The sequence below is a fragment of the Ruegeria sp. BC7 genome (assembly GCF_056539165.1).
Window position 1 is genome coordinate 516038 of sequence record NZ_JBQFUL010000002.1, and the last position, 24860, is coordinate 540897.

Here is a 24860-nt window from a genome sequence, read left to right on the forward strand (position 1 = left end):
GGCGGACTATTTAAAGACGCAACTCAGGCTGCCTTGGACCCGATCACATGTCCCTCAATCACGTTCGCCCGTGGCGAAACATCTATCGCCGCAAGTCACGCCAGATCATGGTTGGCAATGTTCCGGTCGGGGGCGACGCGCCCATCGCCGTGCAGACGATGACGAACACCCTGACGACTGATGTTGCGGCGACCGTGGCGCAAGTTCAGGCGGCGGCCGAGGCAGGGGCGGATATCGTGCGTGTCTCTGTTCCCGACGAGGCATCGTCGCTGGCGCTGAAAGAGATTGTGCGCGAAAGCCCGGTTCCGATCGTTGCCGATATCCATTTCCACTATCGCCGCGGGATTGAGGCCGCCGAAGCGGGTGCCGCCTGCCTGCGGATCAATCCGGGCAATATCGGTGATGAAAAACGCGTGCAGGAGGTCATCAAGGCCGCCCGCGATCACGACTGCTCGATCCGCATCGGGGTCAACGCCGGGTCTCTGGAAAAGCACCTGCTTGAGAAATATGGTGAGCCGTGCCCCGAGGCGATGGTCGAAAGCGGGCTCGAACATATCCGCATTCTGGAAGACAACGATTTCCATAACTTCAAGATCAGCGTGAAGGCCAGTGACGTGTTCCTGTCCGCCGCCGCTTATCAGGGCATAGCCGAGGCCACCGACGCGCCGATCCATCTGGGCATCACCGAGGCCGGAGGGCTGGTCAGCGGCACCATCAAGTCTGCTATCGGCTTGGGGAACCTGCTGTGGATGGGGATTGGCGATACAATCCGTGTCAGCCTGTCCGCCGATCCGGTCGAAGAGGTGAAGGTGGGCTATGAGATCCTGAAATCTCTGGGCCTGCGGCATCGCGGGGTGAACATCATCTCATGCCCGTCCTGCGCCCGGCAGGGGTTCGACGTGATCAAGACGGTTGAAGCGCTGGAGCAGCGACTGGAACACATCAAGACGCCCATGAGCCTGTCCATTATCGGCTGCGTCGTGAACGGGCCGGGCGAGGCGTTGATGACTGATGTCGGCTTTACCGGCGGCGGGGCCGGGTCCGGCATGGTCTATCTTGCGGGTAAGGCCAGTCACAAGATGTCCAACGATCAGATGATCGACCACATCGTGGAAGAGGTAGAGAAGAAGGCCGCCGAGTTGGATGCAGCGGCAGAGGCGGCGGAATAGCGCCTCCTCGGTTTTTTGGATGGAACGGGCGCTCTTGTCTTTCTCTGGAAAAGCCTGTCCGCCAGCAGGAAACGTCATTCTTTTGCCAAACTTACCCTGAAAAACATCGTTCAGGTTGAGCAGTTCAAGGCATTTTCAAATGAGGTTTCTCTCAAGTGTAGCCGCAGTTTCCTGCGCTATTCTGGCAGCATGCAGCAGTGGATCAGGCGAATATGACAAATACCCCCGGGACGTGAATGTTCCGGTTCCGGAAAACGCCGCAAATACCAAGCTGCGCTATCTTTCGGCTGATCTCGCGCCGTACAATTAACGTGGTACAGTCACGAGCATCATCGTGACTCTTGGACCCGGAGGGCAGTCAATGCCGCCCAAGGACACGCCGCAGGTGTTGGCGGACCCGGCGCTGGCCTCAAGGGTTGCGGCGTCCCTGTGGGACGGAAGTGACTCGCGGGCCGCGATGAGCCTCGCGCAGCAGGTCGCGCGGTCGACGTATTGCCGTTCTGGTCCCATTACACCCGACAACGGAGTTCGCCGTATCTCGAACCCGCAGGATATCAGCGCCGTCCTCGAAGAAAGCCAAAAGCAGGGGCGTGATGTCATTCCCGCAGGTATCAAAGGCACGTCTGTGCCTGCCGCTCAGTTTCGGTCGGATGGCACAAAAAGATGGATTGTTTGGCTCAAATGCGACGCGCCCTTTCCGTACTTAGCGCGTGACGTATTGAGAAGGGTCGGAGGCGGTTTGTCCGCCTCCTGTCAGATTAGCCCTGTTCGGCGCGCACGACGTTGGCAATCTCGATCATCTGGTCAGCCGTCAGGAACCCGCGCAGCATTTCTGTTCCCAGAACGAATGAGGGCGTGCCGGAAATATTCATACGGCGTGCCAACTCGCGCGTCTGGTTGATCTCATCAGTGACCTGATCGCTGTTCATCGCTTCAATGATTGCGTCACTGTCCAGACCCAGACCGTCCGAGATACGGCGCAGGGTCACTTCGGTTGGTTCACCTCCGAATTCCATAAGGGCGTCGTGAACTTGTTTGTACGCGTCGTCACCAGCTACGTGCTTGGTCGCGATAGCAAAGCGCGACGACATGACCGAGGCGTCGCCGAGAATGGGAAACTCTTTAATTATCAAGCGGATATTTCCGTCTTCTGACAGCAGCTCTGCCACCTGGGGGACGGCCCGGCGGCAATATCCACAGCGATAATCCATGAACTCGACCAGAGTTAAGTCTCCGTCGGGGTTGCCTCCGACCCAGCTATATCCATCGTTGAACAGCTCGTCAGCATTGGCTGCGACCAATTCCTGATCGGCCTGCGCTTCGGCCAGGGCGTTGCGTTGTTCAAGAATGTTGATGGCCTCGATAATCACTTCGGGGTTTTCCAGAAGATATTCCCGTACCTGTTGGCCGAACTGTTCCTTTTCCGCGTCGCTCATTGCGTTCAGGTCCAATGCCTGAGCAGGGCCGGTGATCAAGGAAAGCCCCAGCAGGGCCGGCGCAGCGTGTCTGAGGATCATTTCCGTTTCCTTTTCTTTTTCTTAGCTTGTTCAGAGGCAATCAACACATCCTGTGCACGTTGCCAACCCGGAGAGCCCTCGGGCAACTGCCCGACAGCCCGTCTTGCGTGAATACCTGCATCAGCCAGCCGGCCTTGCAAGGCAAATCTTTCGGCGGTCACGGCCGAGGCCATCCCGTTATTGCCAACCTTAGCGTATGCGACCCCTAAATCTTGCATCAATCGTGCATTGCGATAGTCCCTTGCGCGTGCTTTTTCAAGGACTTGCAGGGCGTTCTTAGTCTGTCCTTGTGCCAATAGCGCACGGCCGTACCCGGCAAGGATTAGCGGGTTGTTCGGGGCCAGTTCCACGGCCTTGCCATATGCTGCAACTGCTTCTTGCACACGACGGTTTTCCAGCAATATCTGCCCTTTAAGCTCATAGTAAAAAGGGTCGTCGGGGCGAATACTCAAAGCCTGATCTATGGCGCGGCGGGCGTTGGGCAGGTCGCGGTTTTGGTGGTATGCGGCGGCCTCGCGCATCAGGCGGATGTCCTGCGCGCTTTCCTCCTTTGATCGTCGCATGGTCCAGGTCGGGGATCGCAGAAAGGCTGATAGCTTGCCTTTTGCTCGTGCGAACCAGTAGTCCGCGCTCTGGTTGGGCGATGCCTTGTCCCCAAATTCGTCCAGAAACGCCTCAGCCGCGCGCAGACGTTCCCGGCTGGTGGGGTGTGAGCGCATGTAGGGGTCTTGATTCACGACGCTCAGCAGTTCCTGTCCCGCAAACTTCTGGTGCAGCGCAACCATGCCGCTGGGCGAGATGCCCGCCCATCTGAGATAGCTGGCCGCACTGCGATCAGCCGAGGATTCTTCGGCGCGGGTGTGGGCAAGAAAGCTGCGTAGCGCTGAACTGGATGTGCCCGCCGCGATGCCTGCTGCAGCCTCGCCACCGCCAGCAGCGGCCACGACCAATGCAAGAGCGGTCCCCAACTGAGCGTTCCTTTGCGCAGCTTTCAGGTTCTCTACCCGCCGCGCCAGATGACCATTGGCGATATGCGCAGCTTCGTGCGCGATCACCGCCTGCAACATTTCCGGGCTTTCGACCGTCAGGATCAGCCCGTAGTTCAGATAAATCGCGTTATAGTCGATGACGAAGGCGTTGAAAGTACTGTCATTCACCACCAGAATCTGCACGCGATTGGTGTTCAATCCCGCAGCGCGCAGGACCGGGAATGCCAGTTCACGCAGCCCGTATTCGATATCCGGGTCACGGATCAGGCTTTGCGCTGCGGACTGAATGGCGCTTGCGAACCATGTTACTGCAATCAGCAACAGGGCCGGGATTGACGCCAGCCTGGATACGCGTTCAAAAGCCATGGCTGCAACATGGGAGATGGGCATGAGAAACTCAACCCGGTCCGGGGTCGATCCCTTTATCGTGATGGACGTTATGGAGGCCGCGCGCCGCGCTGAAGAGGCCGGGCGCACCATCATTCATATGGAGGTTGGTCAGCCGGGAACCGGTGCGCCTCAAGGGGCGACCGATGCCTTGGCGCAAGCCATGAAAGAAGGGCCATTGGGGTATACGGTTGCACTGGGCCTTCCGGCTTTGCGGCAGCGGATCGCACGGATGTATGGTGAGTGGTACGATGTCGACCTGAACCCCGAGCGTGTGGTGGTTACTCCGGGGTCGTCTGGCGGTTTCTTGCTGGCGTTCACAGCGCTTTTCGACAGCGGGGACCGCGTCGGCATCGGCGCGCCCGGTTATCCATCGTATCGGCAAATACTAAAGGCGCTTGGGTTGGTGCCGGTCGATCTGCCGACCGCGCCGGAAAACCGGCTTCAACCTGTGCCGTCTGATTTTTCGGGGCTTGATCTGCAGGGGCTTATGGTCGCGTCTCCGGCCAATCCAACGGGGACAATGCTGGATCACGCGGCGATGCAGGCGTTGATCGGGGCCGCGCACGAGCAAGGCGCTTCGTTCATCAGTGACGAAATTTATCACGGGCTGGAATATGAGGCCAAAGCCGTCACCGCGCTTGAGCTGACGGATGAGTGTTATGTGATCAATTCGTTCTCGAAATATTTTTCGATGACGGGCTGGCGCGTGGGCTGGATGGTTGTGCCCGAAGATCAGGTGCGCGTTGTCGAGAGGATTGCCCAGAACATGTTCATCTGCGCGCCGCACGCCAGTCAGGTTGCGGCTTTGGCCGCGATGGAGTGCGAGGATGAATTGCAGGCAAACCTAGATGTCTACCGGGCCAACCGTGCGCTGATGCTAGAGGGTTTGCCCAAGGCAGGGTTCACCAACATCGCGCCGCCGGACGGCGCCTTTTACGTCTATGCAGACGTGTCTGACCTGACGGATGACAGTCGCAGCTTTGCGGCAGAAGTCCTTGAAAAAGCAGGCGTCGCGGTCACTCCGGGTCTCGATTTTGATCCCGTGCGGGGCCATACAACGCTACGGTTTTCCTACGCCAGATCGACGCCGGACATAGAAGAAGGACTGCTGCGCCTGACACGCTTTATGTCTGAACGCTTTGGGTCGGCGGAGTAAGCGCAGGGCGTTCACAAGCGGGCGCAGTTCGGCTATGCTGGGCGTCAAACGATCTCGGGAAAACTTGAGGCCATGAGCAGGATTCTATTCGCCATTGGGCTGATCTGGGCGCTGAACGGTGCTGCCGTCGCGCATGAGTTCAGTGCGCTTGCGCGTGTGCTGCCCGATGACAGCAGTGTCACAGATGACGGCCACGCCGGAGTTCGGGTGCAGCTTGGTCTCAGTCAGGGCGTGCCATACCGGGTTTTCACGCTGAGCGATCCCTACCGCATGGTTCTGGACTTTCAAGAGGTGGACTGGACCGGCTTGGATCGCGACAGCTTTTTGCAGACTGATCGCGTCAGTGGTGTCCTGTACGGTGCCTATGTGCCGGGATGGTCCCGGATGGTGTTGGAACTTGGCGCGCCCTTGGCTATCGAGACGGTGGATTTGCGCGTCGATCCGGTAACGGGCAGCGCGCAATTGTCGTTAAGTCTGCAAGATACTGATATTGAATCGTTTTCAGTCAGTGCAGGTGCGCCTCGGCAACCGGGTTGGGATCTGCCTGAGCCATCAGTCACTCCACCAGCGCGCGACCCGGACGGAAACCGCCTGCTGCGCGTGATGCTGGATCCGGGGCATGGAGGGATCGACCCCGGAGCCGAAGTTGATGGCCTGGACGAAAAGACCCTTATGCTGACCTTTGCCCGCGAGTTGCGTGAATTGCTTCTGCGTGCAGGCGGATATGATGTGGTCATGACCCGCTCGGACGATCAGTTCGTATCGCTGGAACGCCGCATAGCGCTGGCTCATCGTGCGGGTGCCGACGTGTTTATCTCGTTGCATGCCGATATTCTGTCCGAGGGGCGGGCGCATGGGGCCGCCGTCTATACACTGTCCGAGGACGCCTCGGATGTAGCCAGCCTCAAACTGGCGGAACGTCATGATCGCGGCGATCTGATATCGGGAATTGATCTGAGCGGTTCTGACGATCAGGTGGCGGATGTGTTGCTGGACATGGCGCGCAGGGAAACCAGGCCGCGGACCGACGCGCTTGCGCGTGCTCTTGCCGAAGGGCTGACGCAGCAGGGCGGGCCGATGAACAACCGCCCGATCCGAACGGCCTCGTTTTCCGTTCTAAAGGCGGCTGATATTCCGTCAGTTCTGATCGAATTGGGTTTTCTGTCCAGCCCCAGAGATTTGGAAAACATACGAAACCCCGAATGGCGCTTGGATATGGCGCGCGGTATTCGGGATGGATTGGGGCGTTGGCATCAGGACGATCTGGTCAGGCGATCGCTTATTGGGCAGTGACCCTGCGGCGCAAAACGGCTAATATTAGCCATCGTGTTTTGACCCCGGGCAGGGGCATCACTATATAGGCTGCACCGCGAGCAAAAGGCAGTAACGTGATCCGTTTCATTCTATCAATTTTCGGGGCGATCTTCAGCCTCGTGACCTTGGGCATTTTCATGACCGCGCTAGTCATTGGCGCGATCTTCTGGATGTATGGGCGCGATCTGCCCAGCCATGAATCGCTGGCACAATACAAGCCACCAACGATCAGCCGGATTTATTCCGGTGAGGGTCAGTTGATCGACGAATTCGCGCAGGAGCGTCGCCTGTTTACCCCGTCCGAGGAAATCCCTGATCTGGTCAAACAGGCGTTTATCTCGGCAGAAGACAAGAACTTTTACACCCATCAGGGCTATGACCCGCGCGGTATCATTGCGGCGGGTGTCGAGGCGGTTAAGTCCAAGGGCGAGAACGTCCGCGGCGCGTCCACCATTACCCAGCAGGTAATGAAGAACTTTTTGCTGTCCGGCGACCGCCGGGCCGAGAGAAAGATCAAGGAGATTATCCTCGCCACACGGCTTGAGGATACGCTGGACAAAGAACAGATCCTTGAGCTGTATATGAACGAGATTTTTCTGGGGCAGAACTCTTACGGTGTGACTGCTGCGGCCCAGACTTATTTCAACAAGACACTGCAGGAACTTGCCCCGCATGAGGCCGCCACACTCGCTGCCATGCCAAAGGCTCCGTCTGACTATCATCCGGTGCGCGAAAAGGACCGTCTGATGGCGCGTCGCAACTATGTGCTGCGCGAGATGAACCAGAACGGGTATATCGATCAGGCAACCTATGACGCAGAGGTCAACATGCCCTTGCGCTCGGTCCAGAATGGCGACTTTGAGAGTTTCCGCACCGCTTTGCCGCCGCGTGACTATTTCACCGACGAAATCCGCCGACAGTTGAGCGAAGACTTCGGCGAGGGGGAATTCTTTACCGGTGGCTTTACCGTCCGTGCCTCGGTCGATGAGGAAATGCAGGTTGAAGCGGCGCGTGCGCTGCGCGAAGCGTTGCAGAAATACGACCGTTCACGCGGCAAATGGCGCGGAACGGGTGAGGTGATCCCCGAAGAAAACCTGACGGATGAGGTGCAGTGGCGCGAAGCGCTGGCCATCATGGAAATCCCGCGCGACGTGGTTCTGCCAACGCAATGGTATCCTGCCGTCGTGCTGAACGTCTCAGACCAGTCGCTGACTGTCGGCGTTGAAAATGGCCCAGCGGATGGCACCGTCCCTCGCTCGGACATTCAGTGGATGCAGGGTAATTTTCAGGACAATTTCAAGCGCGGAGACGTCATTTTGGTCATGGCCGGAGATGAGGGGCAATGGTCCGCCCGTCAGGTGCCCGAAGTGCAGGGCGGTTTCGTCGCGATGGACGTAAACTCGGGCCGTGTTCTGGCGATGCAGGGCGGCTTCTCGTATCAGGACTCGGTCTTCAACCGCGCGACGCAAGCGCAACGCCAGCCGGGGTCGAGTTTCAAACCGTTCGTCTATGCGGCTGCGCTCGACAGCGGATACAGCCCGGCAACGATCGTTGTGGACGCCCCGATTGAGGTGAACACGCCGCAAGGTTTGTGGCGGCCCAAGAACTCGTCAAACAAGTTCTACGGCCCGACGCCGCTGCGCACCGGTATTGAACAATCGCGGAACCTGATGACCATTCGTCTGGCGCAAGAGGTCACGATGCCCGTCGTCGCAGGCTACGCCGAGCGCTTTGGCGTCTATGACCGGATGGGTGCGTTCCTTGCCAACTCGTTAGGGTCCGAGGAAACCACGCTCTACAAAATGGTCGCGGCCTATGCGATGTTTGCCAATGGCGGTGAGCGGGTTGAGCCGACGCTGGTTGACCGGATTCAGGATCGGTTCGGCAAGACGATCTACCGTCACGACGACCGGCAGTGTCTGGATTGTAACTCAAGCTGGCTGGAACCGGACGAGTCCCCCACCATCGAAACCAACCGTAGTCAGGTCATGGACGCGATTACAGCGTATCAGTTGACCTCGATGATGAAGGGCGTTGTCGATCGCGGAACCGCGTCGCGCCATGTCAACCTTCCGGTGCCGACGGCCGGTAAGACCGGTACGACAAATGAATCCAAGGACGCATGGTTCATCGGTTTCACATCAAACATCGTCGCTGGTTGCTACATTGGATATGACCGTCCGCGCCCAATGGGGCGGGGGGCTTATGGCGGCACGATGTGCGGTCCTGTCTTCCAGAGCTTTATGGAAAAAGCCGTTGCAAAATATGGTGGCGGCCCGTTTGAAGTGCCTCCGGGTGGGCATTTCATCAAGATCGACCGCTTCAGCGGCGCGCGCCTGCCTGCGGACGCAACCGGCGAATACGTTGTGGCCGAGTATTTCCGCGATGGCGTAGATGGCTTTATCGACCGCGTTTATGATGGCGGCTTTGCAATGGGCTCTGATCTGCCTCTGTTTGAAGAGGTTCATAGCTCGGGCCGTCAGGTGACCACTTCGACGGGCAACACGGTCACAGTTGGCCCAAATGCCAGCCAGGGCGAGTTGCAGGGCGGCGGGCTTTATTGACGACGCGCAGTATTCGGGTCCGCGCCGTCTTGTGGTGGCGCGGACCTGTTGATATCACCCAAACCTGATTGAGCAAGTTGGGACGTAATCATGCGCGCCGAAACCCAGAATATCGTGGCGGAAATCGAAAAGTCTCTGGAGCTGCTGGCGCAGCGCATGGACTATGAAACTGCGCCGCACCGGTTAGAGGAATTCAACGCGCGGGTTGAGGACCCCAACCTGTGGGACAGCCCGGAAAACGCGCAGAAACTGATGCGCGAGCGTCAGATGCTGGTCGATGCAATCGAGACATATGAGTCGATCAAAACGGATTTGAGCGACAATATCGAGCTGATCGAACTGGGCGAGATGGAAGAGGATAACGAGGTTGTCCAGGACGCCGAGTCCGCGATCAAGGCGCTGCAGGCCAAGGCCGCCAAGAAAGAGCTGGAAGCCTTGTTGGATGGTGAGGCGGACAGCAACGATACCTTCCTCGAGATCAACTCGGGTGCGGGTGGTACGGAAAGCTGCGACTGGGCGTCGATGCTGGCGCGGATGTATGTGCGTTGGGCCGAGAAAAAGGGTTACACGGTCGAGTTGCAGTCCGAGACGGCCGGAGAAGAAGCGGGGATCAAATCCGCCGCTTACAAGATTTCCGGTCACAACGCTTATGGCTGGCTAAAGTCGGAAAGCGGCGTGCATCGGTTGGTGCGGATTTCGCCTTATGACTCGGCGGCCAAGCGTCATACCTCGTTCAGCTCGGTTTGGGTTTACCCGGTGGTCGATGACAATATTGAAATCGAAGTAAACCCCGCAGATATTCGTATTGATACCTATCGGTCCTCTGGCGCTGGCGGTCAGCACGTGAACACGACGGATTCGGCTGTGCGGATCACGCACATTCCGACTGGCATCGTTGTGACCAGCTCCGAGAAATCGCAGCATCAGAACCGCGATATTGCGATGAAGGCGTTGAAGTCGCGGTTGTACCAGCAAGAGCTGGATCGCCGGAACGCCGACATAAACGCAGCGCATGAGGCCAAGGGCGACGCGGGCTGGGGCAACCAGATCCGGTCCTACGTGTTGCAACCCTATCAGATGGTCAAGGACCTGCGGACAAACCACGAAACCTCGGACACCAAGGGTGTGTTGGATGGTGATCTGGATGAGTTTATGGCAGCGACGCTGGCGTTGAATGTAGCGGGCAAAAGTCGGTCCGAGGCGCAAGGCGACTAAGCTGGGAAGGGGGCTCTGCCCCCGCCGCGCGTTGCGCGTCTCCCCCGGGATATTTTGGGCCAGATGAAGTGGATCCGGGCACGGCTGTGTGGCGGAGAAAAGATACATTTAAACAATGGGTTTAAATGAGAAGTCGCCCCCGTTAGGCTGATTGCATAAGAGTAATGCAAAGCCGAAGAGACCCGGATGGACTTGAGAAAGGGAACCGCGACAGCTTTGGTAGCTGAGATGTCTGCGGGGCGTCTTTCTGCTGTTGATGTGATGCGCGCGACATTGGACCGTATAGCGGCGGTCAATGGGTCTGTGAACGCCATTGTTGCCATGCGCGACGAAGGTGAGCTGTTGGCCGAGGCGCGCGCACTGGACGAGGGGCCGGTCAAGGGCGCACTGCATGGATTGCCAATAGCGGTAAAGGATCTTGTGAACGTCGCCGGAATACCGTCGTCGCAGGGCTCGCCGTTGTTTAAAGACCATGTACCGGCAAATGACGATCTGATTGCAGCGAGGATGCGCGCTGCGGGGGCGATCCTGATAGGCAAGACCAACACGCCGGAATTTGGATTGGGGTCGCATACGTTTAACCCGGTCTACGGGGCCACGCGGAATCCATATGACACAGAGCGATCCTGCGGTGGTTCGTCTGGTGGGGCCGCTGTTGCGTTGGCCACTGGTATGGTCACGCTGGCGGATGGGACGGACATGATGGGCAGTTTGCGCAATCCGGCCGCGTGGAACAATGTGTACGGGTTTCGTCCGACCTGGGGGCGCGTGCCGGCCGAGCCAGCCGGAGATGGTTTTCTGCATCAGCTGTCCACGTTAGGCCCAATGGCGCGAACTCCCGAAGATATTGGGCTTTTGTTGGATGTCATTTCCGGACCAGACGCGCGACAGCCTTTGAGCGGGCCGAGCCGGGCGGTTTCTCCTGTACGCGCAATGGACATGACAGGGATGCGTATCGGTTGGCTGGGTGATTGGGGTGGCGCATTTCCGTACGAGGAAGGTATCGTTGACCTCTGCCAGTCGGCTTTGGAGATTTTCACGCAGCTTGGTGCGAGTGTCGAACATGTGCCTGCCCCATTTGAGGCTGAGAAGATGTGGGAGAGCTGGGCAACATTGCGGTCGTGGAGTGTGGCTGCAAGCCTCGCGCCTTTGACCGAGCATCGCGCGAAGTTAAAGGATACGGCTTTGTGGGAGCTGGACCGCGGGCTCGGGTTGACTGCGATGCAGGTGCATCGGGCCAGTGTTGCGCGTTCAGACTGGTATCGTCGCGCCGCAGAGGTGTTCGAGCGTTTTGACGCTCTTGTGTTGCCAGCCGCACAGGTTTGGCCCTTTGACGTTGATGTGCCGTATCCGACGGAAATAGCTGGCAAAAAGATGGATACGTATCATCGTTGGATGCAGGTTGTCGTGCCTGTGAGTTTGATCGGGTTGCCATGTCTGTCGGTTCCTGCCGGTTTCGGACCCGAGGGGTTGCCGTTGGGGTTGCAGGTCTTTGGGCCTCGGGGGGCAGATGAGCGCATCTTGTCGATCGGGGCTGCGTATCACGACGCGACACAGTGGCCGCAAAACAAGCCGCCTAAGTTGTGAAGGTGCAGGGGGAGGAGAGAGAAACGATGGAGAAGCCTTTTGGCGTTCCAAAGATGGGGCCAGTGAACCCGCAAATGCTGCGCGAGGCGATGCGTCTTGCTTGGGCGGACTATCGTCGCGCCCCAATGTTCGGCTTGCTGTTTGCCGGTTTCTACGTCGTGGCTGGGTGGGCCATGGCTTGGGTGACAATCCAGACGCAGACATCCTTCTGGCTTGTGCTTGCCGCTATTGGATTTCCGTTGCTTGGTCCTTTCGCGGCTGTGGGTCTTTATGAGGTTTCGCACCGGATTGAGCAGGGCGAGCCATTGGACGTCAAAGCCATATTCGGCGTGGTCGCTCAACAGGGTCGGCGGCAGTTGCCGTCCATTTGCGCGATCATCGTGGTGATGTTTTTGTTTTGGTTCTTTTTGGGCCACATGATTTTTGCGTTATTCATGGGGCTTTCGACCATGACCAACGTGTCCACTTCTCTCGAAGTGTACTTGACGCCGAACGGTCTGACCATGTTGGCCGTGGGGACAGCCGTCGGCGCAGTTTTCGCGACAGTTCTTTACATGATTACAGTGCTTTCGATCCCAATGCTCCTTGATCGAGAGCTGGACTTCGTGACCGCAATGATCGCCAGCTACAGCTATGTCAGTGCGAACATGCCGGTCATGCTGGGCTGGGGCGTTTTTGTTGCGGTTCTGACCTTTGTCGCGATGATCCCCTGGTTTCTTGGGCTTCTTGTCGTTCTGCCTTTGCTTGGTCACGCAAGCTGGCATCTGTATCGGTTGATCACACAGTCAGAAGCAACGGCTGAAGCATAGCTCATACGTTCATGCTGTCGCTCTGGCCGTGATTTGTTCCGCGCGACGGGCGGCCCGGGCCGCGGCAAATGCCGATACGGGGTTTGTTCCCAAATGCCGAAGGGAAAGCCGGCGCATTGTTGTCGCGCTCGCCGTGGTTTTGGAAAGGCAAATTGCTACACCACGCCACCGGTCTGCGTTGTCTTCGCTGCCGCGGGTCATAAGGTAAATCCGGCTGTTCTGGGCTGCTCGGCCAGACATCAGGATGTAAATCTGGTGGCCGGCACAGGCTGCAATTCCCTGGACTTCACGCTGGGCGGGGGAAAGGGGCTCTGTTCCAACGGGCGGTTCATAGCTGCGAACCAAGGTGCATTGAGGTAACCGGCGCGCGTGTAGCAATCTGTGTCTGGATGGGTGCGGGTCCTCAAGCCCGGTTTCCGAGACATAGTAGAACCCCGCAGGAAACAGGCTTTCGGTCAGTGTGTTTGGGCCGGATCCCAGAAAATCCACCAGCGCAGTTGCCGCCGGGTGGGGCGGCGGCAAGTCAATCTTGTCGATAGGGCGCAATAATATGCGGGCATCGACATCGAAAAAATTGCAGATGCGATCAAGAATGTCTGGCCGGGGAAAGCTCTCACCGCCGAGATACCTGTTGAATTGCGTGCGGTTTATGTCGAGTTGACGGCAGAGTTCCGAAACAGAAGGGTACTGCTGCGCCAACCGTCGCAGGTTTGCGCCGAACATCTTGCGCAGTTCCGCCGGGCTGCGGGTTTCATTGGTCATTGCTGTCCCATGTTCCCCAAGTGTTTTTGAAGCGCGTAGCATATGACCAACGGTCGAAAGCACGCGCCAAGCTGTACCGACGCCTCCGAAGAATGCGTCTCAGAGCCCTTCAAGGCTAGCGTGGCCTAGCGCAAACGCAATAGGTTTTATGCCATTTTGTATGGTGTTTTGTTGGTTTCCGATGTGAGGCAGAAATCTGAAATCCATTGTAGCACTTGGATTGAGGGTCAATGCCCTCAGAGCCTCGCCCACAGATCCAGACTGCGGGCGAGGCTTGGAAAGTCAGTCGCCGCGCAGCAGGGCAGCGACGCCAGTTCTGGCAATTTCGACCAGGCCCAGCGGACGCATCAAGTCCGCGAAGGCATCAATCTTATCCGGCGCGCCGGTGATCTCAAAAATGAAGGAATTCAGCGTGCTATCGACCACATTTGCACGGAAAATATCAGCCAACCGCAGCGCTTCGACCCGCTTGTCGCCTTCGCCGACGACCTTGATGATGGCCAATTCCCGTTCGACCGACGGCCCCTCGACCGTAAGGTCATGAACGTCGTGCACAGTCACGATCCGACCCAACTGGGCCTTGATCTGTTCGATCACCTGCGGGGTGCCGGTTGTGACGATGGTAATGCGGCTGAGATGGCCGGTGTGATCCACCTCGGCCACGGTCAGGCTTTCGATGTTGTAGCCGCGACCCGAGAACAGCCCGATCACACGCGCCAGAACTCCGGGCTCGTTCTCGACCAGAACGGCAATCGTGTGACGCTCTTGCACGTCCGAGAAGGTGGGCCGTAGGTTATAGGCCGAATGGCGGGTAGAGCCTTTTTTGATATGTAGGGCAGACATTTACGTCCCTTTCATCATCCTGCGAAGGTCGGGCGACGGGTCGCCCAACAATATTCGTCGAATTTTGTTAAACCAGAACCGAACCTTTGGAGTCGATCACGCCCTGCGTCTCGGCCTCGCCCAGCAGCATCTCGTTATGGGCCTTGCCCGACGGGATCATGGGGAAGCAGTTCTCGTGTTTTTCAACCAGACAGTCAAAGATCACCGGGCCGTCGTAGTTGATCATCTCCATGATCGCATCGTCCAGATCGGCAGGGTCGGAACACAGGATGCCCTTGGCGCCAAACGCCTCGGCGAGTTTGACGAAATCGGGCAGCGCCTCGGACCACGAATGCGAGTACCGCTCGCCATGCAGCAGCTCTTGCCACTGACGCACCATGCCCAGACGTTCGTTGTTCAGGATGAACTGTTTGACGGGCAGGCGATACTGAACGGCGGTGCCCATTTCCTGCATGTTCATCAGCCACGAAGCCTCACCCGCGACGTTGATTACCAGCGCGTCGGGGTGGGCCATCTGCACACCGATCGAGGCCGGGGTGCCGTAGCCCATCGTGCCCAACCCGCCCGAAGTCATCCAGCGGTTCGGGTCCTCAAAACCAAGGTATTGCGCGGCCCACATCTGATGCTGGCCAACCTCGGTCGTGATATAGCGGTCGTGGTTTTTGGTCAGTTCTTCAAGGCGTTGCAGCGCGTATTGCGGTTTGATTGTCTTTTCACTGTTGGTGTAGGCCAGACAGTTGACCTTGCGCCAGTCACTGATCTGCGCCTGCCATTGCGACACGGCCGCAGCATCGGTCTTGCGACCGCGCGCTTTCCAGACCTTGAGGATATCCTCAAGCACATGGGCCACGTCGCCCACAATCGGGATATCCACGCGGATCACCTTGTTGATCGACGAAGGATCAATGTCGATATGCGCCTTTTTCGAGTTCGGTGAGAACGCATCAATCCGCCCCGTGATCCGGTCATCGAACCGCGCGCCGATATTGATCATCAGGTCGCAATCATGCATCGCAAGGTTGGCCTCATAAAGACCATGCATCCCCAGCATACCCAACCAGTTCTCACCCGAGGCGGGATAAGCGCCCAGCCCCATCAGGGTCGAAGTGATCGGAAATCCGGTCGAATCCACCAGTTCACGCAGCAACTGGCTGGCCGCTGTGCCAGAGTTGATCACGCCGCCTCCAGTATAGAATACGGGCTTTTTGGCCGTCTCTATCGCGGCGACCAGTTCTGTGATTTCTTCCAGATCGCCTTTCAGCGTAGGCTGATAGTGCGAGGTGGACGGTTTGGGGCTGGTATATTCACCCGATGCAAACTGCACGTCCTTCGGGATGTCGATCAGCACCGGACCGGGACGGCCCGAGGTGGCAACGTGGAACGCCTCATGCATGGTCTCAGCCAGCGAATCCGTGTCTTTCACCAGCCAGTTATGTTTGGTGCAGGGGCGGGTGATACCAACAGTATCAGCCTCCTGAAAGGCGTCCGAGCCGATCATGAAGGTTGGAACCTGACCGGTCAGAACCACGATCGGGATCGAATCCAGTAATGCGTCGGTCAGGCCGGTCACCGCGTTGGTGGCGCCGGGGCCGGATGTCACCAGCGCAACGCCGGGCTTGCCGGTCGAACGCGCATAACCTTCGGCGGCGTGCACGGCCCCCTGTTCGTGACGCACCAGAATGTGGCGAATGTCGTTTTGCAGAAAAATCTCATCATAGATCGGTAGCACGGCGCCGCCGGGGTATCCGAATACCGTGTCCACGCCCTGATCCTTGAGGGCCTGAACCACCATCTTTGCGCCGGTCATCTCACGTGTCATCTGCTTTGCTCCGTTCGCGACATGTGTCTTGCGTTTTGCCAAAAAAAAGCCCCCGAGATTTTCGGAGGCGCATGGGTTCAATTATGGTTTACCGTTACCGGCCCATGCGCGTGTTTCCTACGATTACGACTAGCGCTTTCATCGCCAGAGGCTCCTTTTTTGCGTGCAGGGACATTATGGGCGGTGAAAGGGGGCGTCAACAGGCAATCGTACCAATTTTGTATCTTGAGTGGTGAATTTTGCGACATTTTATTGCGCAGATTGACGCATGATCGGAAGATTCGGGAAAATTCACTGTTGTCGGCGTGTTGATCTCGAAATCAAGAGTGTCGGAAAGCGTCATGGCAATGTCCCAAACAAGCATGATCAGGCAGTTAGGCTGAGTCACGCTGAGCTTGTCTTAGCAGGCAGAGGAGACGGGACATGCTGCAGGATCTTGTGGATCTGGGACGGTATCCGATCGATTGTCCGGGCTCACGGGCGTATGATCAATTGATCAGCGACCTGAGGCGTGAGCTGGATCAGGATGGGTGCGCCGTTCTGCCGGGCTTTGTTCATGCCGAAGGGGTGCAGCTTTTGGTACGCGAGGCCGAGGCCACGGCCTCCAAGGCGCATCGTTCTTTCAATCGCACCAATGCCTACTTTACGCAGGACAATCCGCAGTTGGCGGCGGAACATCCTGTCCGGCGGTTTTATGACCGGTCCAACGCCTTTGTACCGGCCGATAATTTTGAAAAGTCTGGTCCGCTGCGTCGGCTGTACGAATATGAAGGTTTCCTGCCCTTCATCCGCGCAGCGTTGGATGAGCCACCGGACCGGTTCTTTCGCTATGATGACCCTCTTGCCGATGTCATTATCAACGTGGTCGAGGAGGGGCAGGGTTTTCCCTGGCATTTTGACACCAACAACTACACCGTGACACTGGCCATCCAAAACGGTGAAGCAGGTGGCGCTTTTGAATACGTGCCAAACCTGCGCAGTTCAAACGACGAGAATTTTGAGACTGTGGCGTCCGTTCTGGACGGAAACAGAGCGCGGGTGCGCCAGCTTGAGTTGCAGCCCGGCGATCTTCAGATTTTCAAAGGGCGTTATGCGCTGCATAGGGTTGCACCCGTGCAGGGTGCGCGCAGCCGCTATGTGGGCATATTTTCATTTGTCGAGGCCGAGGGCATGTGCGGTGGGGTAGAGCGGACACGTCAGTTATATGGTCGTGTTCTGCCCCATCACCTGGCGCGGGAAGGGGTGAGAAAGGACACTTTGCTGGATTGATGTCCTTGTCCGAGCAAAATCCTCCCGCCCATTGTCGACGCGCCTTTGGCGCGCCTTCGCTGGTTGGGCGTGGCAGCGCTGCGCGCTGCGGGATCAAAAGCCGGGGCTGGTGCCTTGCAGGACGCCGTGTTCCAGCGCATAGCGTGTCAGGCCGGCCGTTGATGAAATGCCCAGTTTGCGTTTGATGTTCTTTCGGTGCGTCTCGACAGTGCGAACAGAGATATCCAGCGTCTGGGCGACCTCTTTGTTCGACTTACCTTGCGCGAGCTCCAGCAGGATTGTCTGTTCGCGCCCTGTCAACGCCTCACGGGTGCTTTCGCCCTTGGGCTGCAAGGAACCGCTGGCACCTGTACACAGGTATTGCTCGCCCCGCATCACGGCGTCGATGGCCTGCTTGATCTCTTCGGTCTGGACATCCTTGAGGACATAGCCCTTGGCCCCGTGGCTCAGCGCGGTCGAGATATATTCCGGGCTGTCATGCATCGACAGGATCAGGATACGAGTTTGGGGCAGACGTTCGAGAATGATCTCGGTTGCGCTTAACCCGCCTAGCCCCGGCATGTTCAGGTCCATCAGGATGACGTCGGGGGCCAGGTCCGTCGCCTTTTCGACCGCCTCCTGCCCACTGCCGAGCGTACCGACGACCTGAATTTCGTCATAGCTTTCGAGGATCGACTGAATCCCTTCGGCGACCATCGGGTGATCGTCTACAATAAGGACCCGGATGGTTTGGTCGCTCATGTACCGGCCTTTCGGTTCGGGGTTGCGTCTTCTTGCGGTGGCAACAGGTGGCTCAGGGGCAGACTGACCTCGATCACCGTACCGCTGCGTGGGCCGCGTGATGACAGAATACGCAAGGAGCCGTCAAGCTGTTCAATACGTTCTTGCATGTTCCGCAATCCGATCCCGGCGCTTGCCTGTCCGGGGTCGCTGCGCAGGCCGCGCCCGTTGTCGGTAATGCGCATTGTCGCGCCTTTCTTATGGCCGCGCAAATCAATTGTGACGCGCGTTGCCCCTGAGTGACGCTCGATATTGGTGAGGGCTTCTTGGGCAATGCGATACAGCGCGATCTTGCTGTCCTGATCCAGACGGTTGCGGAAGACGACGGTCGAAAACTCGGTCTCGATCCCGGTGCGTTCGCGGAAGTCGTCGGTTAACGCCTTGAGTGCCGGGCCAAGCCCCAGATCGTCCAAAACGCCCGGGCGCAGATCGCGGCTGATGCGGCGGACCTCGGTGATGGCCGTACCAAGATGGTCGATCCCTTTCTCCAACGGATCACGCGCGCCTGCGTCATCACCCCGCGACAGGCGACGACGGGCATTGTCCAAGGCATAGCGCACCCCGACCAGTATCTGGCTGATCCCGTCATGCAGTTCACGGGCCACGCGACCGCGTTCTTCCTCTTGCGCGTCAAACACGCGTTGGGTCAGTTCTTTCAGTTTGGCATCCGCCAGTCTGCGTTCGCGGAAGTTCAGCAACATGCCCGAGGCAAAGACGATTAGCACCGCGGCCAGCACGATGCCGCCGATATACATAAAGGTGCGCTGAACACGTGCCTCGACCTCGGCGCGGGCGTTGGCGACGGTGGCAACGATGTCGTCGATGAAAACCCCGGTCCCTACGGCCCAGCGCCAGTCCTGCAGGCCGACGACATAGGCGATCATTTGGGCTTCTTCTCCGGTAGAGGGCTTTTGCCACATGAAACTGTGCCAGCCAGCCCCCTGACGGGCGAGACTGATGAATTCGTCCACGATGGGTGTGCCGTCGCTGTCGGTCAGACCTTCCCAGTTGCGGTTGATGAACTCGGTCTGGCGTGGGCTGACAAGATTGTTGCCGTCATAGTCGTAGACGAAAAAGAAACCGTCCTTGCCGTAAATCATCGCCGATAGGATTTGCGTTACTAGGTTCTGCGCGATCTTGTCGTCAGTCGATGCGCGGCCGTAGATATATGCGAACCCGTTGCGGGCTTGGGTCACGTAGTTTCGCAGTTCTTCTTTCTTGGCCTCGACCAGGCTGCGTTCCAATGCCTGAATCTCGCGCTCGGCCGTTGCGCGGGACTCGTAGGCCACGAGCAGAGCGATCGCGGCCACAGCCACCACCAAGGGAATCGCCGCGACAAGCGACAACTTCTGGCCATAGGTCAGCGAAATCAGGTTCCGTAATCCCCTCATGGTCGAATCGATACGCAAGCCTGCGGGAAAATGCAAAATTTTTGGGCTGCCGGTCGCAAATCGCAGAGATCGCCGACAAAAATTGTGGAGTTTTTCGGCATTTTCGTCCGCGAACCCGGCAAAAACCGATCCGCCTACGTAGTAGTAGGTATTCACATTCAATTCGGGGTCTTTAGGCTGACGCGCACTGATAACGACTGCCCCCGGCATCGGCTGGGGTATTGGATATGTAGGGGAGGAATACTCATATGGATCGTCGTTCATTTCTGAAAACATCTGCTCTGGGCGGCTCGGCGGCTGCGGCCACCACGCTGGCAGCTCCAGCTTACGCGCAGGGTCAGCGTACCCTGACCATGGTGACCTCGTGGGGTCGTGGTCTGGCTGGTGTTTTTGACAGCGCGCAGCGTTGCGCAGACAGCATCACCGCAATGTCTGACGGCAGCCTGAACGTTGAGATCAAGGCTGCCGGTGAACTGGTTGGCGCGTTCGAGGTTTTCGACGCGGTTTCGTCGGGTCAGGCCGACATGTACCACGCGGCGGACTACTACTTTGTGGGTCAGCACCCGGGCTATGCCTTCTTCACCGCTGTTCCGTTCGGCATGACCGCGCAGGAACTGGTGAACTGGTATTACCATGATGGCGGCATGGAGCTGCATGACGAGCTGGGCCAAATCTTTGGCCTGAAGTCGTTCCTGGCCGGTAACACCGGTGCGCAGGCGGGCGGCTGGTTCTCGAAAGAGATCAACAGCCCCGAAGACTTCAACGGCTTGAAGTTCCGCATGCCCGGTCTGGGCGGTAAAGCTCTGGGTAAACTGGGCGCGTCCGTACAGAACATTCCGGGTTCGGAAGTGTATCAGGCACTGTCCTCTGGCGCGATCGACGGGACCGAGTGGATCGGACCGTGGGCCGACGAAAAGGCCGGTTTCCAGGAAATCACCAAGACCTACTACACCGCGGGCTTCCACGAGCCGGGCGCAGGTCTGTCTCTGGCGACCAACCGTGACGTGTTCGAGGAACTGACGCCGGCACAGCAGAAGATCATCGAGGTCGCCGCCGCCGAAGCGCACCAGTGGAACCTGGCACAATTCCTGGCAAACAACGGTGCAGCCCTGCAGCGTCTGCAGTCGGGCGGCGTGAAGGTCATGGAATTCCCGGACAGCGTTTGGGATGCCTTCGGCACCGCCAGCCAGGAAGTTCTGGACGAAAACATGGGCGACGAGCTGTTCAAGAAGATCCACGACAGCGCGATGAGCTCGATGGCTGCGTCTTCGGCTTGGCTGAACCTGTCGTCGGGTGCTTACACCGCACAGCGCGACCGCGTTCGCGGCTAATCGCCGGACCTGAACTCAATTGGTTTCCCCGCTTAGCGCGGGGAAGCCTTTCCCGTTGCACATGCAGGGCTCGGACAAGCCAACAATAAGCTGCAGTGCAACTGACGCGACCTGGGGACAACATGCAGGACGAAAACGGTATCTCGTTCTTCGGCGCCCTGTGGAATGGACTGGTTTGGTTCATTCAGAACATTGCCGAAGCCTTCTATAATTTCGGATACGCCATCACGCATCCGCAACTCTGGCTGAACTGGTCGGACAAAGAAGCCATCATGCGCTTTGTCTACTATGGCGGATCAGTCGAGTTCTTCTTTGTGATCTTCACCATCTTTCTGGTTCTGACGGCCATCGGCCTGTACTACCGGAACTTCATGTGGGGCATGGTGCGCGGCCTTGAGGGGTTCGCCAACACCACCGGGCGCTTCTTTGCTTGGGCGGGCCTGCTGATGGTCATCCAGCAGATCGTCATCGTCTTCATGCAGCGGGTGTTTGCACGGCCCGATATGGCCTTTGGTTTCGGCATCCCGATCCAGATGGATATCAGTTGGTATGCCGAAGAACTGAAGCTGTATAACGCGATGGTCGTGTGCCTGTGCTGTACCTACACCTTCGTGCAGGGCGGTCATGTTCGGGTTGACCTGATCTATGCAGGCATCAGCCACCGGGCTAAGCGAGTCGTCGACATGCTGGGTGCGTTGTTGTTCATGATGCCGATGGCGGTGCTGACATGGATGTACGGCTGGTATTTCATGTGGCGGCACCTGATCGTGCCGAAGCCTTCGGCCAGTGACACGCTGGACAAGTTGGTTCTGAAGTCCCGCGCGCTGCGTTGGAACGTGGAAACCATCGGCTTCAGCCCAAATGGGTTCAACGCCTACTTCCTGTTCAAGATCCTTCTGGTGGCCTTTGCGGGCATGGTGTTCCTGCACGCCATCGCGTTCCTGTACCGGTCGTATCTGGAGTACGTGGAAGGACCGGACAGCGTTGGAAAATACCTCGACAAGGACAGCCTTGGAGAGGGTGAAGAAGCCTACGAAGGCGCACATTAGGGACGGGGACCCAGACTATGTTATTCGGACTTGATGGCGTCGAGATAGGCCTCATTATCGTGTTCTTCTGCCTTTTCGGAGGCATTCTGTCCGGCTTTCCGGTGGCCTTTGCCATCGGTGGGGCGGGGATCATCTCATTCGGGATCATCGCGGCGCTGGACAGTGCCGGGCTGCTGATACATCAGGCGATTGATACCAGCTCACAAGCCTATAGGGACGTGGTGAATTCTGGGATCAAGCCAGATGTGATATCGGTCTTCCGATACCCGGATTTACCGCGCATAGCCGAGCCGGTCTTTGTATCGGGCTGGGAAACGGCCCTTGACCGCAACGTCTCATTCATCGTGAACCGCATGAATGAACGTGTTCTGGCAGGTCAGTCGATTGAGACTCTGCTGGCCGTTCTGATGTTCGTTCTGATGGGTATCACGCTGGAACGTTCAAAGATTGCAAACGACCTGCTGACGACGATGGCGCGCGTGTTCGGACCGCTGCCGGGTGGTCTGGCCGTGTCGATTGTTGTGGTTGGCGCGTTCCTTGCGGCCTCGACCGGGATCGTGGGGGCCACCGTGGTGACCATGGGCCTGCTGGCGCTGCCGACGATGTTGCGGAACAACTATTCGCCCGAACTGGCGACAGGTGTGATCGCGGCCTCGGGTACGTTGGGGCAGATCATCCCGCCCTCAATCGTGATCGTCCTGTTGGGGACGCTGGCTGGGGATCTGTATTCAACCGCTCAGGAAACCCGCGCGGTTGAAGCGGGCTGTACCGATGCGCTGACCTATCTGGGTGAGCCTGCGGTGGTTTCGGTTGGCACATTGTTCCAGGCCGCGCTGCTGCCGGGGATCATGCTGGCCTTGCTATATGCGCTCTATGCGTTCGGATATGCGTTGCTGAACCCCGAGAAAGCTCCGGCCGTTGAACTGTCGGGCGGCAGTGGCGAGGTGATTACCCGCGCGGAAGGTCTGACCTGGTTGCTGGCTGCTCCGGTCGGCCTGATCGTGGGTGCGATAATGCTGAGCAGTGCCGGTGTCATCGGCAGCCAGAATGTTAGCGTTTCGGCGTTCTCGGACATTGGCGAAGGTGCCTCGTTGCGCACCAACGTGTCTGAGGAATGTAAAGCCTCGATGATCGACCTGCATGGTCAGTCCGCCTGGGATCAGGCCGTGGCCGAGCAGGAGGCCATCGACGCCGCAGGTGGAACCAGCGAAGCCACGCGGTTGACCGAAGAGGAACTGGCCGCCGCTCAGGAAGCCAAGATCGCAGCGGCTGCTCCGATTGGAACCGGTGTCGCCGTGATGGTTGTTCTGCTGGGGCTGACGCTGGTCATGGGGCGCGGCATTGCGCCGTCTCAGTCCACGCAACCCCTGATCGTGGGGGCCATCGGCCTGTTGCTGATGCTGCTGGTGGATGTGCTTCTGATCGCGCCGACGACTTCGTCCGGGGCAACCTTCCTGCTGTTGGCAGCGCCGTTTGCGCTGGCCATGTATGGCTGTAAGGAAGCTGCGGCACGGTGTGCGACCAATGATCTGATCCGCGTGGTGTTCCCACCGCTGGTTCTGATCATCGCGGTTCTCGGCTCGATCCTGGGTGGCGTGACGAACCCGACTCCGGCGGCTGCGCTGGGGGCCGGTGGTGCGATCATGCTGGCGGCCTACCGCAAACTGCAGGATCAGGGACGGTCCGGTAAGGTGATCATCTGGTCGACATTTGCCGTGATGATCGCCCTGCTGATGGGGGTCAACTTTGACCTGCGCATCAATCAGGGCGGCGTGACGGTGGAAACCTGGATTGCCTTCATCATCGCCTATGGCGCTTACCTGTTCGCCCTGTTCGGCCTGATCTATGGGTGCTGGGTCCTGTTCACCAGTGGCGTTCTGACGCCGGTGGTCCGGGAAACCGCCAAGGTGACCTCGATGGTGTTTACCATCCTGATCGGCTCGCAACTGTTGAACCTTGTGGTGATCTCGTTTGGCGGGGAGCATTACATCCAGCAGTTCCTCAAGAGTTTTGACAACGAGTTTACGGTCTTCCTGATCGTGATGCTGGTCTTGTTCATCCTTGGGTTCGTGCTGGATTTCCTCGAGATCATCTACATCGTGATCCCAATCGTTGGGCCGGTGATCTATGGTGGGTCGTTTGATCCGAAATGGGTCACGATCATGGTTGCAGTGAACCTGCAGACCTCGTTCCTGACGCCACCTTTCGGGTTTGCCTTGTTCTATCTGAGGGGGGTTGCGCCGAAGGAGGTCACGACGGGTCATATCTATCGCGGGATCATTCCTTTCGTGCTGATCCAGGTGGTCGGAATCGCGATCTTGTGGTTCTTCCCGTCGATTGTGACAATCGTTCCGGACCTGATCCCGAACTGATCTTTTGGTGTGATGCAGTGAAACTGAAAAGGGGGCTTGTTGGCCCCCTTTGCTTTGGTGTTGTGGGAAGGGGCCAGCCCCTTCTTGGCCTGCGGCCAATTCATCCCCGGGATATTTTTAGCCAGATGAAGGGACAGATCAGGCGAACTGGATCAGGTCCCAGCGGTTTCCGAACGGGTCGCGCCAGACTGCGACTGTTCCGTAGGGCTCGTGTCGGGGGGCTTCCTCGAAGTGAATACCTGCGGCCGTCATTTCGGCGTGGTCGCGATGAAAGTCATCGGTTTCCAGGAAGAAGCCTACGCGCCCGCCGGTCTGGTTGCCGATCGCTGCGGACTGGTCAGGGCCGTCTGCGCGAGCAAGTAGAAGTGATCCTTGTTTTGACCCTGGCGGCGCGATGAGCACCCACCGTTTTCCAGCGCCCAGATCAACGTCCTGTAATACAGCGAACTTCAGTGTTTCCGAGTAGAATGCGATGGCTGTGTCATAGTCCGGGACCACCAGTGTCACCGCGTGAAGGCTTTGGCGCATGTTGCC

General features: G+C 58.2%; 19 protein-coding genes. 11 read left to right on the plus strand and 8 right to left on the minus strand.

Annotated features, from left to right (window positions below; genetic code table 11):
* Window positions 1-47: 47 nt before the first annotated feature.
* On the plus strand, window positions 48-1169 hold the full coding sequence (ispG, locus tag ACR0KS_RS07565) for a flavodoxin-dependent (E)-4-hydroxy-3-methylbut-2-enyl-diphosphate synthase (protein ID WP_170551829.1): 1122 nt from the start codon (window positions 48-50) through the stop codon (window positions 1167-1169).
* A 758-nt stretch (window positions 1170-1927) separates the two neighbouring features.
* Here ispG and ACR0KS_RS07570 read toward each other — a convergent pair.
* The gene (locus tag ACR0KS_RS07570) at window positions 1928-2686 is read right to left on the minus strand and encodes a DsbA family protein (RefSeq protein ID WP_170564933.1); all 759 of its coding nucleotides are present in this window, start codon (window positions 2684-2686) and stop codon (window positions 1928-1930) included.
* The gene (locus tag ACR0KS_RS07575) at window positions 2683-4065 is read right to left on the minus strand and encodes a M48 family metalloprotease (RefSeq protein WP_170481354.1); all 1383 of its coding nucleotides are present in this window, start codon (window positions 4063-4065) and stop codon (window positions 2683-2685) included. The genes ACR0KS_RS07570 and ACR0KS_RS07575 overlap by 4 nt, the downstream gene beginning before the upstream one ends.
* On the opposite strand from ACR0KS_RS07575, the gene ACR0KS_RS07580 reads away from it, so the two are divergent.
* The 6 genes from ACR0KS_RS07580 to ACR0KS_RS07605 all read left to right on the plus strand — a co-directional run bounded on the left by ACR0KS_RS07580 (window position 4064) and on the right by ACR0KS_RS07605 (window position 12710).
* Window positions 4064-5221, plus strand: coding sequence for an aminotransferase class I/II-fold pyridoxal phosphate-dependent enzyme (locus tag ACR0KS_RS07580; RefSeq protein WP_170564930.1), 1158 nt, complete (start codon window positions 4064-4066; stop codon window positions 5219-5221). The genes ACR0KS_RS07575 and ACR0KS_RS07580 overlap by 2 nt on opposite strands.
* A gap of 72 nt (window positions 5222-5293) precedes the next feature.
* On the plus strand, window positions 5294-6514 hold the full coding sequence (locus ACR0KS_RS07585; protein ID WP_170564927.1) for an N-acetylmuramoyl-L-alanine amidase: 1221 nt from the start codon (window positions 5294-5296) through the stop codon (window positions 6512-6514).
* Window positions 6515-6609: 95 nt separating this feature from the next.
* Entirely contained in the window at window positions 6610-9099 is a 2490-nt protein-coding gene (locus ACR0KS_RS07590) for a PBP1A family penicillin-binding protein (protein WP_170413762.1), read from the plus strand.
* Window positions 9100-9189: 90 nt separating this feature from the next.
* Window positions 9190-10314, plus strand: coding sequence for a peptide chain release factor 2 (gene prfB, locus ACR0KS_RS07595; RefSeq protein ID WP_170413759.1), 1125 nt, complete (start codon window positions 9190-9192; stop codon window positions 10312-10314).
* A 186-nt stretch (window positions 10315-10500) separates the two neighbouring features.
* Entirely contained in the window at window positions 10501-11901 is a 1401-nt protein-coding gene (locus tag ACR0KS_RS07600) for an amidase (RefSeq protein WP_170564924.1), read from the plus strand.
* 26 nt (window positions 11902-11927) lie between these two features.
* Window positions 11928-12710, plus strand: a complete 783-nt coding sequence (locus ACR0KS_RS07605; protein ID WP_170564921.1) for a DUF2189 domain-containing protein — start codon at window positions 11928-11930, stop codon at window positions 12708-12710.
* Between the two features lie 9 nt (window positions 12711-12719).
* Here the strand turns inward: ACR0KS_RS07605 and ACR0KS_RS07610 are convergent, their stop codons facing one another.
* The 3 genes from ACR0KS_RS07610 to ACR0KS_RS07620 all read right to left on the minus strand — a co-directional run bounded on the left by ACR0KS_RS07610 (window position 12720) and on the right by ACR0KS_RS07620 (window position 16134).
* Window positions 12720-13472, minus strand: coding sequence for a helix-turn-helix domain-containing protein (locus ACR0KS_RS07610; RefSeq protein WP_170564918.1), 753 nt, complete (start codon window positions 13470-13472; stop codon window positions 12720-12722).
* A 282-nt stretch (window positions 13473-13754) separates the two neighbouring features.
* Window positions 13755-14315, minus strand: coding sequence for an acetolactate synthase small subunit (gene ilvN, locus ACR0KS_RS07615; RefSeq protein WP_170382781.1), 561 nt, complete (start codon window positions 14313-14315; stop codon window positions 13755-13757).
* A gap of 67 nt (window positions 14316-14382) precedes the next feature.
* Complete coding sequence (locus tag ACR0KS_RS07620; RefSeq protein WP_170564915.1) at window positions 14383-16134, minus strand: acetolactate synthase 3 large subunit; 1752 nt, start codon at window positions 16132-16134, stop codon at window positions 14383-14385.
* Between the two features lie 423 nt (window positions 16135-16557).
* Here ACR0KS_RS07620 and ACR0KS_RS07625 point away from each other — a divergent pair, with 423 nt between their 5' ends.
* Window positions 16558-17403: a HalD/BesD family halogenase gene (locus ACR0KS_RS07625; RefSeq protein ID WP_170564913.1), complete on the plus strand. Its 846-nt coding sequence runs from the start codon at window positions 16558-16560 to the stop codon at window positions 17401-17403.
* A gap of 93 nt (window positions 17404-17496) precedes the next feature.
* Here the strand turns inward: ACR0KS_RS07625 and ACR0KS_RS07630 are convergent, their stop codons facing one another.
* Both ACR0KS_RS07630 and ACR0KS_RS07635 read right to left on the minus strand, forming a co-directional pair.
* Complete coding sequence (locus tag ACR0KS_RS07630; RefSeq protein ID WP_170564910.1) at window positions 17497-18144, minus strand: response regulator transcription factor; 648 nt, start codon at window positions 18142-18144, stop codon at window positions 17497-17499.
* On the minus strand, window positions 18141-19574 hold the full coding sequence (locus tag ACR0KS_RS07635) for a cache domain-containing protein (RefSeq protein ID WP_170564907.1): 1434 nt from the start codon (window positions 19572-19574) through the stop codon (window positions 18141-18143). The genes ACR0KS_RS07630 and ACR0KS_RS07635 overlap by 4 nt, the downstream gene beginning before the upstream one ends.
* A 248-nt stretch (window positions 19575-19822) precedes the next feature.
* On the opposite strand from ACR0KS_RS07635, the gene ACR0KS_RS07640 reads away from it, so the two are divergent.
* From ACR0KS_RS07640 to ACR0KS_RS07650, 3 genes are all read left to right on the plus strand, one after another.
* Entirely contained in the window at window positions 19823-20905 is a 1083-nt protein-coding gene (locus tag ACR0KS_RS07640) for a TRAP transporter substrate-binding protein (RefSeq protein ID WP_170564904.1), read from the plus strand.
* Window positions 20906-21027: 122 nt separating this feature from the next.
* Window positions 21028-21954 (plus strand): TRAP transporter small permease subunit, encoded by a 927-nt coding sequence (locus ACR0KS_RS07645; protein ID WP_170382794.1) that lies wholly within the window; start codon window positions 21028-21030, stop codon window positions 21952-21954.
* A 17-nt stretch (window positions 21955-21971) separates the two neighbouring features.
* Window positions 21972-24326, plus strand: coding sequence for a TRAP transporter large permease subunit (locus tag ACR0KS_RS07650; RefSeq protein WP_170564901.1), 2355 nt, complete (start codon window positions 21972-21974; stop codon window positions 24324-24326).
* A gap of 138 nt (window positions 24327-24464) precedes the next feature.
* Here ACR0KS_RS07650 and ACR0KS_RS07655 read toward each other — a convergent pair whose 3' ends face one another.
* Window positions 24465-24854, minus strand: a complete 390-nt coding sequence (locus ACR0KS_RS07655) for a VOC family protein (RefSeq protein ID WP_170564899.1) — start codon at window positions 24852-24854, stop codon at window positions 24465-24467.
* Window positions 24855-24860: the final 6 nt, after the last annotated feature.

What these genes read in the sequence shown, in the direction of transcription:
- ACR0KS_RS07655 (WP_170564899.1), bottom strand. Translation starts at nt 24,854, where the DNA reads ATGCGCCAAAGCCTTCACGCGGTGACACTGGTGGTCCCGGACTATGAC.
- ACR0KS_RS07605 (WP_170564921.1), top strand. Translation starts at nt 11,928, where the DNA reads ATGGAGAAGCCTTTTGGCGTTCCAAAGATGGGGCCAGTGAACCCGCAA.
- ACR0KS_RS07610 (WP_170564918.1), bottom strand. Translation starts at nt 13,472, where the DNA reads ATGACCAATGAAACCCGCAGCCCGGCGGAACTGCGCAAGATGTTCGGC.
- ACR0KS_RS07575 (WP_170481354.1), bottom strand. Translation starts at nt 4,065, where the DNA reads ATGCCCATCTCCCATGTTGCAGCCATGGCTTTTGAACGCGTATCCAGG.
- ACR0KS_RS07580 (WP_170564930.1), top strand. Translation starts at nt 4,064, where the DNA reads ATGAGAAACTCAACCCGGTCCGGGGTCGATCCCTTTATCGTGATGGAC.
- ACR0KS_RS07620 (WP_170564915.1), bottom strand. Translation starts at nt 16,134, where the DNA reads ATGACACGTGAGATGACCGGCGCAAAGATGGTGGTTCAGGCCCTCAAG.
- ACR0KS_RS07570 (WP_170564933.1), bottom strand. Translation starts at nt 2,686, where the DNA reads ATGATCCTCAGACACGCTGCGCCGGCCCTGCTGGGGCTTTCCTTGATC.
- ACR0KS_RS07640 (WP_170564904.1), top strand. Translation starts at nt 19,823, where the DNA reads ATGGATCGTCGTTCATTTCTGAAAACATCTGCTCTGGGCGGCTCGGCG.
- ACR0KS_RS07600 (WP_170564924.1), top strand. Translation starts at nt 10,501, where the DNA reads ATGGACTTGAGAAAGGGAACCGCGACAGCTTTGGTAGCTGAGATGTCT.
- ACR0KS_RS07630 (WP_170564910.1), bottom strand. Translation starts at nt 18,144, where the DNA reads ATGAGCGACCAAACCATCCGGGTCCTTATTGTAGACGATCACCCGATG.
- ilvN (WP_170382781.1), bottom strand. Translation starts at nt 14,315, where the DNA reads ATGTCTGCCCTACATATCAAAAAAGGCTCTACCCGCCATTCGGCCTAT.
- ACR0KS_RS07635 (WP_170564907.1), bottom strand. Translation starts at nt 19,574, where the DNA reads ATGAGGGGATTACGGAACCTGATTTCGCTGACCTATGGCCAGAAGTTG.
- ACR0KS_RS07585 (WP_170564927.1), top strand. Translation starts at nt 5,294, where the DNA reads ATGAGCAGGATTCTATTCGCCATTGGGCTGATCTGGGCGCTGAACGGT.
- ACR0KS_RS07645 (WP_170382794.1), top strand. Translation starts at nt 21,028, where the DNA reads ATGCAGGACGAAAACGGTATCTCGTTCTTCGGCGCCCTGTGGAATGGA.
- ACR0KS_RS07650 (WP_170564901.1), top strand. Translation starts at nt 21,972, where the DNA reads ATGTTATTCGGACTTGATGGCGTCGAGATAGGCCTCATTATCGTGTTC.
- ispG (WP_170551829.1), top strand. Translation starts at nt 48, where the DNA reads ATGTCCCTCAATCACGTTCGCCCGTGGCGAAACATCTATCGCCGCAAG.
- prfB (WP_170413759.1), top strand. Translation starts at nt 9,190, where the DNA reads ATGCGCGCCGAAACCCAGAATATCGTGGCGGAAATCGAAAAGTCTCTG.
- ACR0KS_RS07625 (WP_170564913.1), top strand. Translation starts at nt 16,558, where the DNA reads ATGCTGCAGGATCTTGTGGATCTGGGACGGTATCCGATCGATTGTCCG.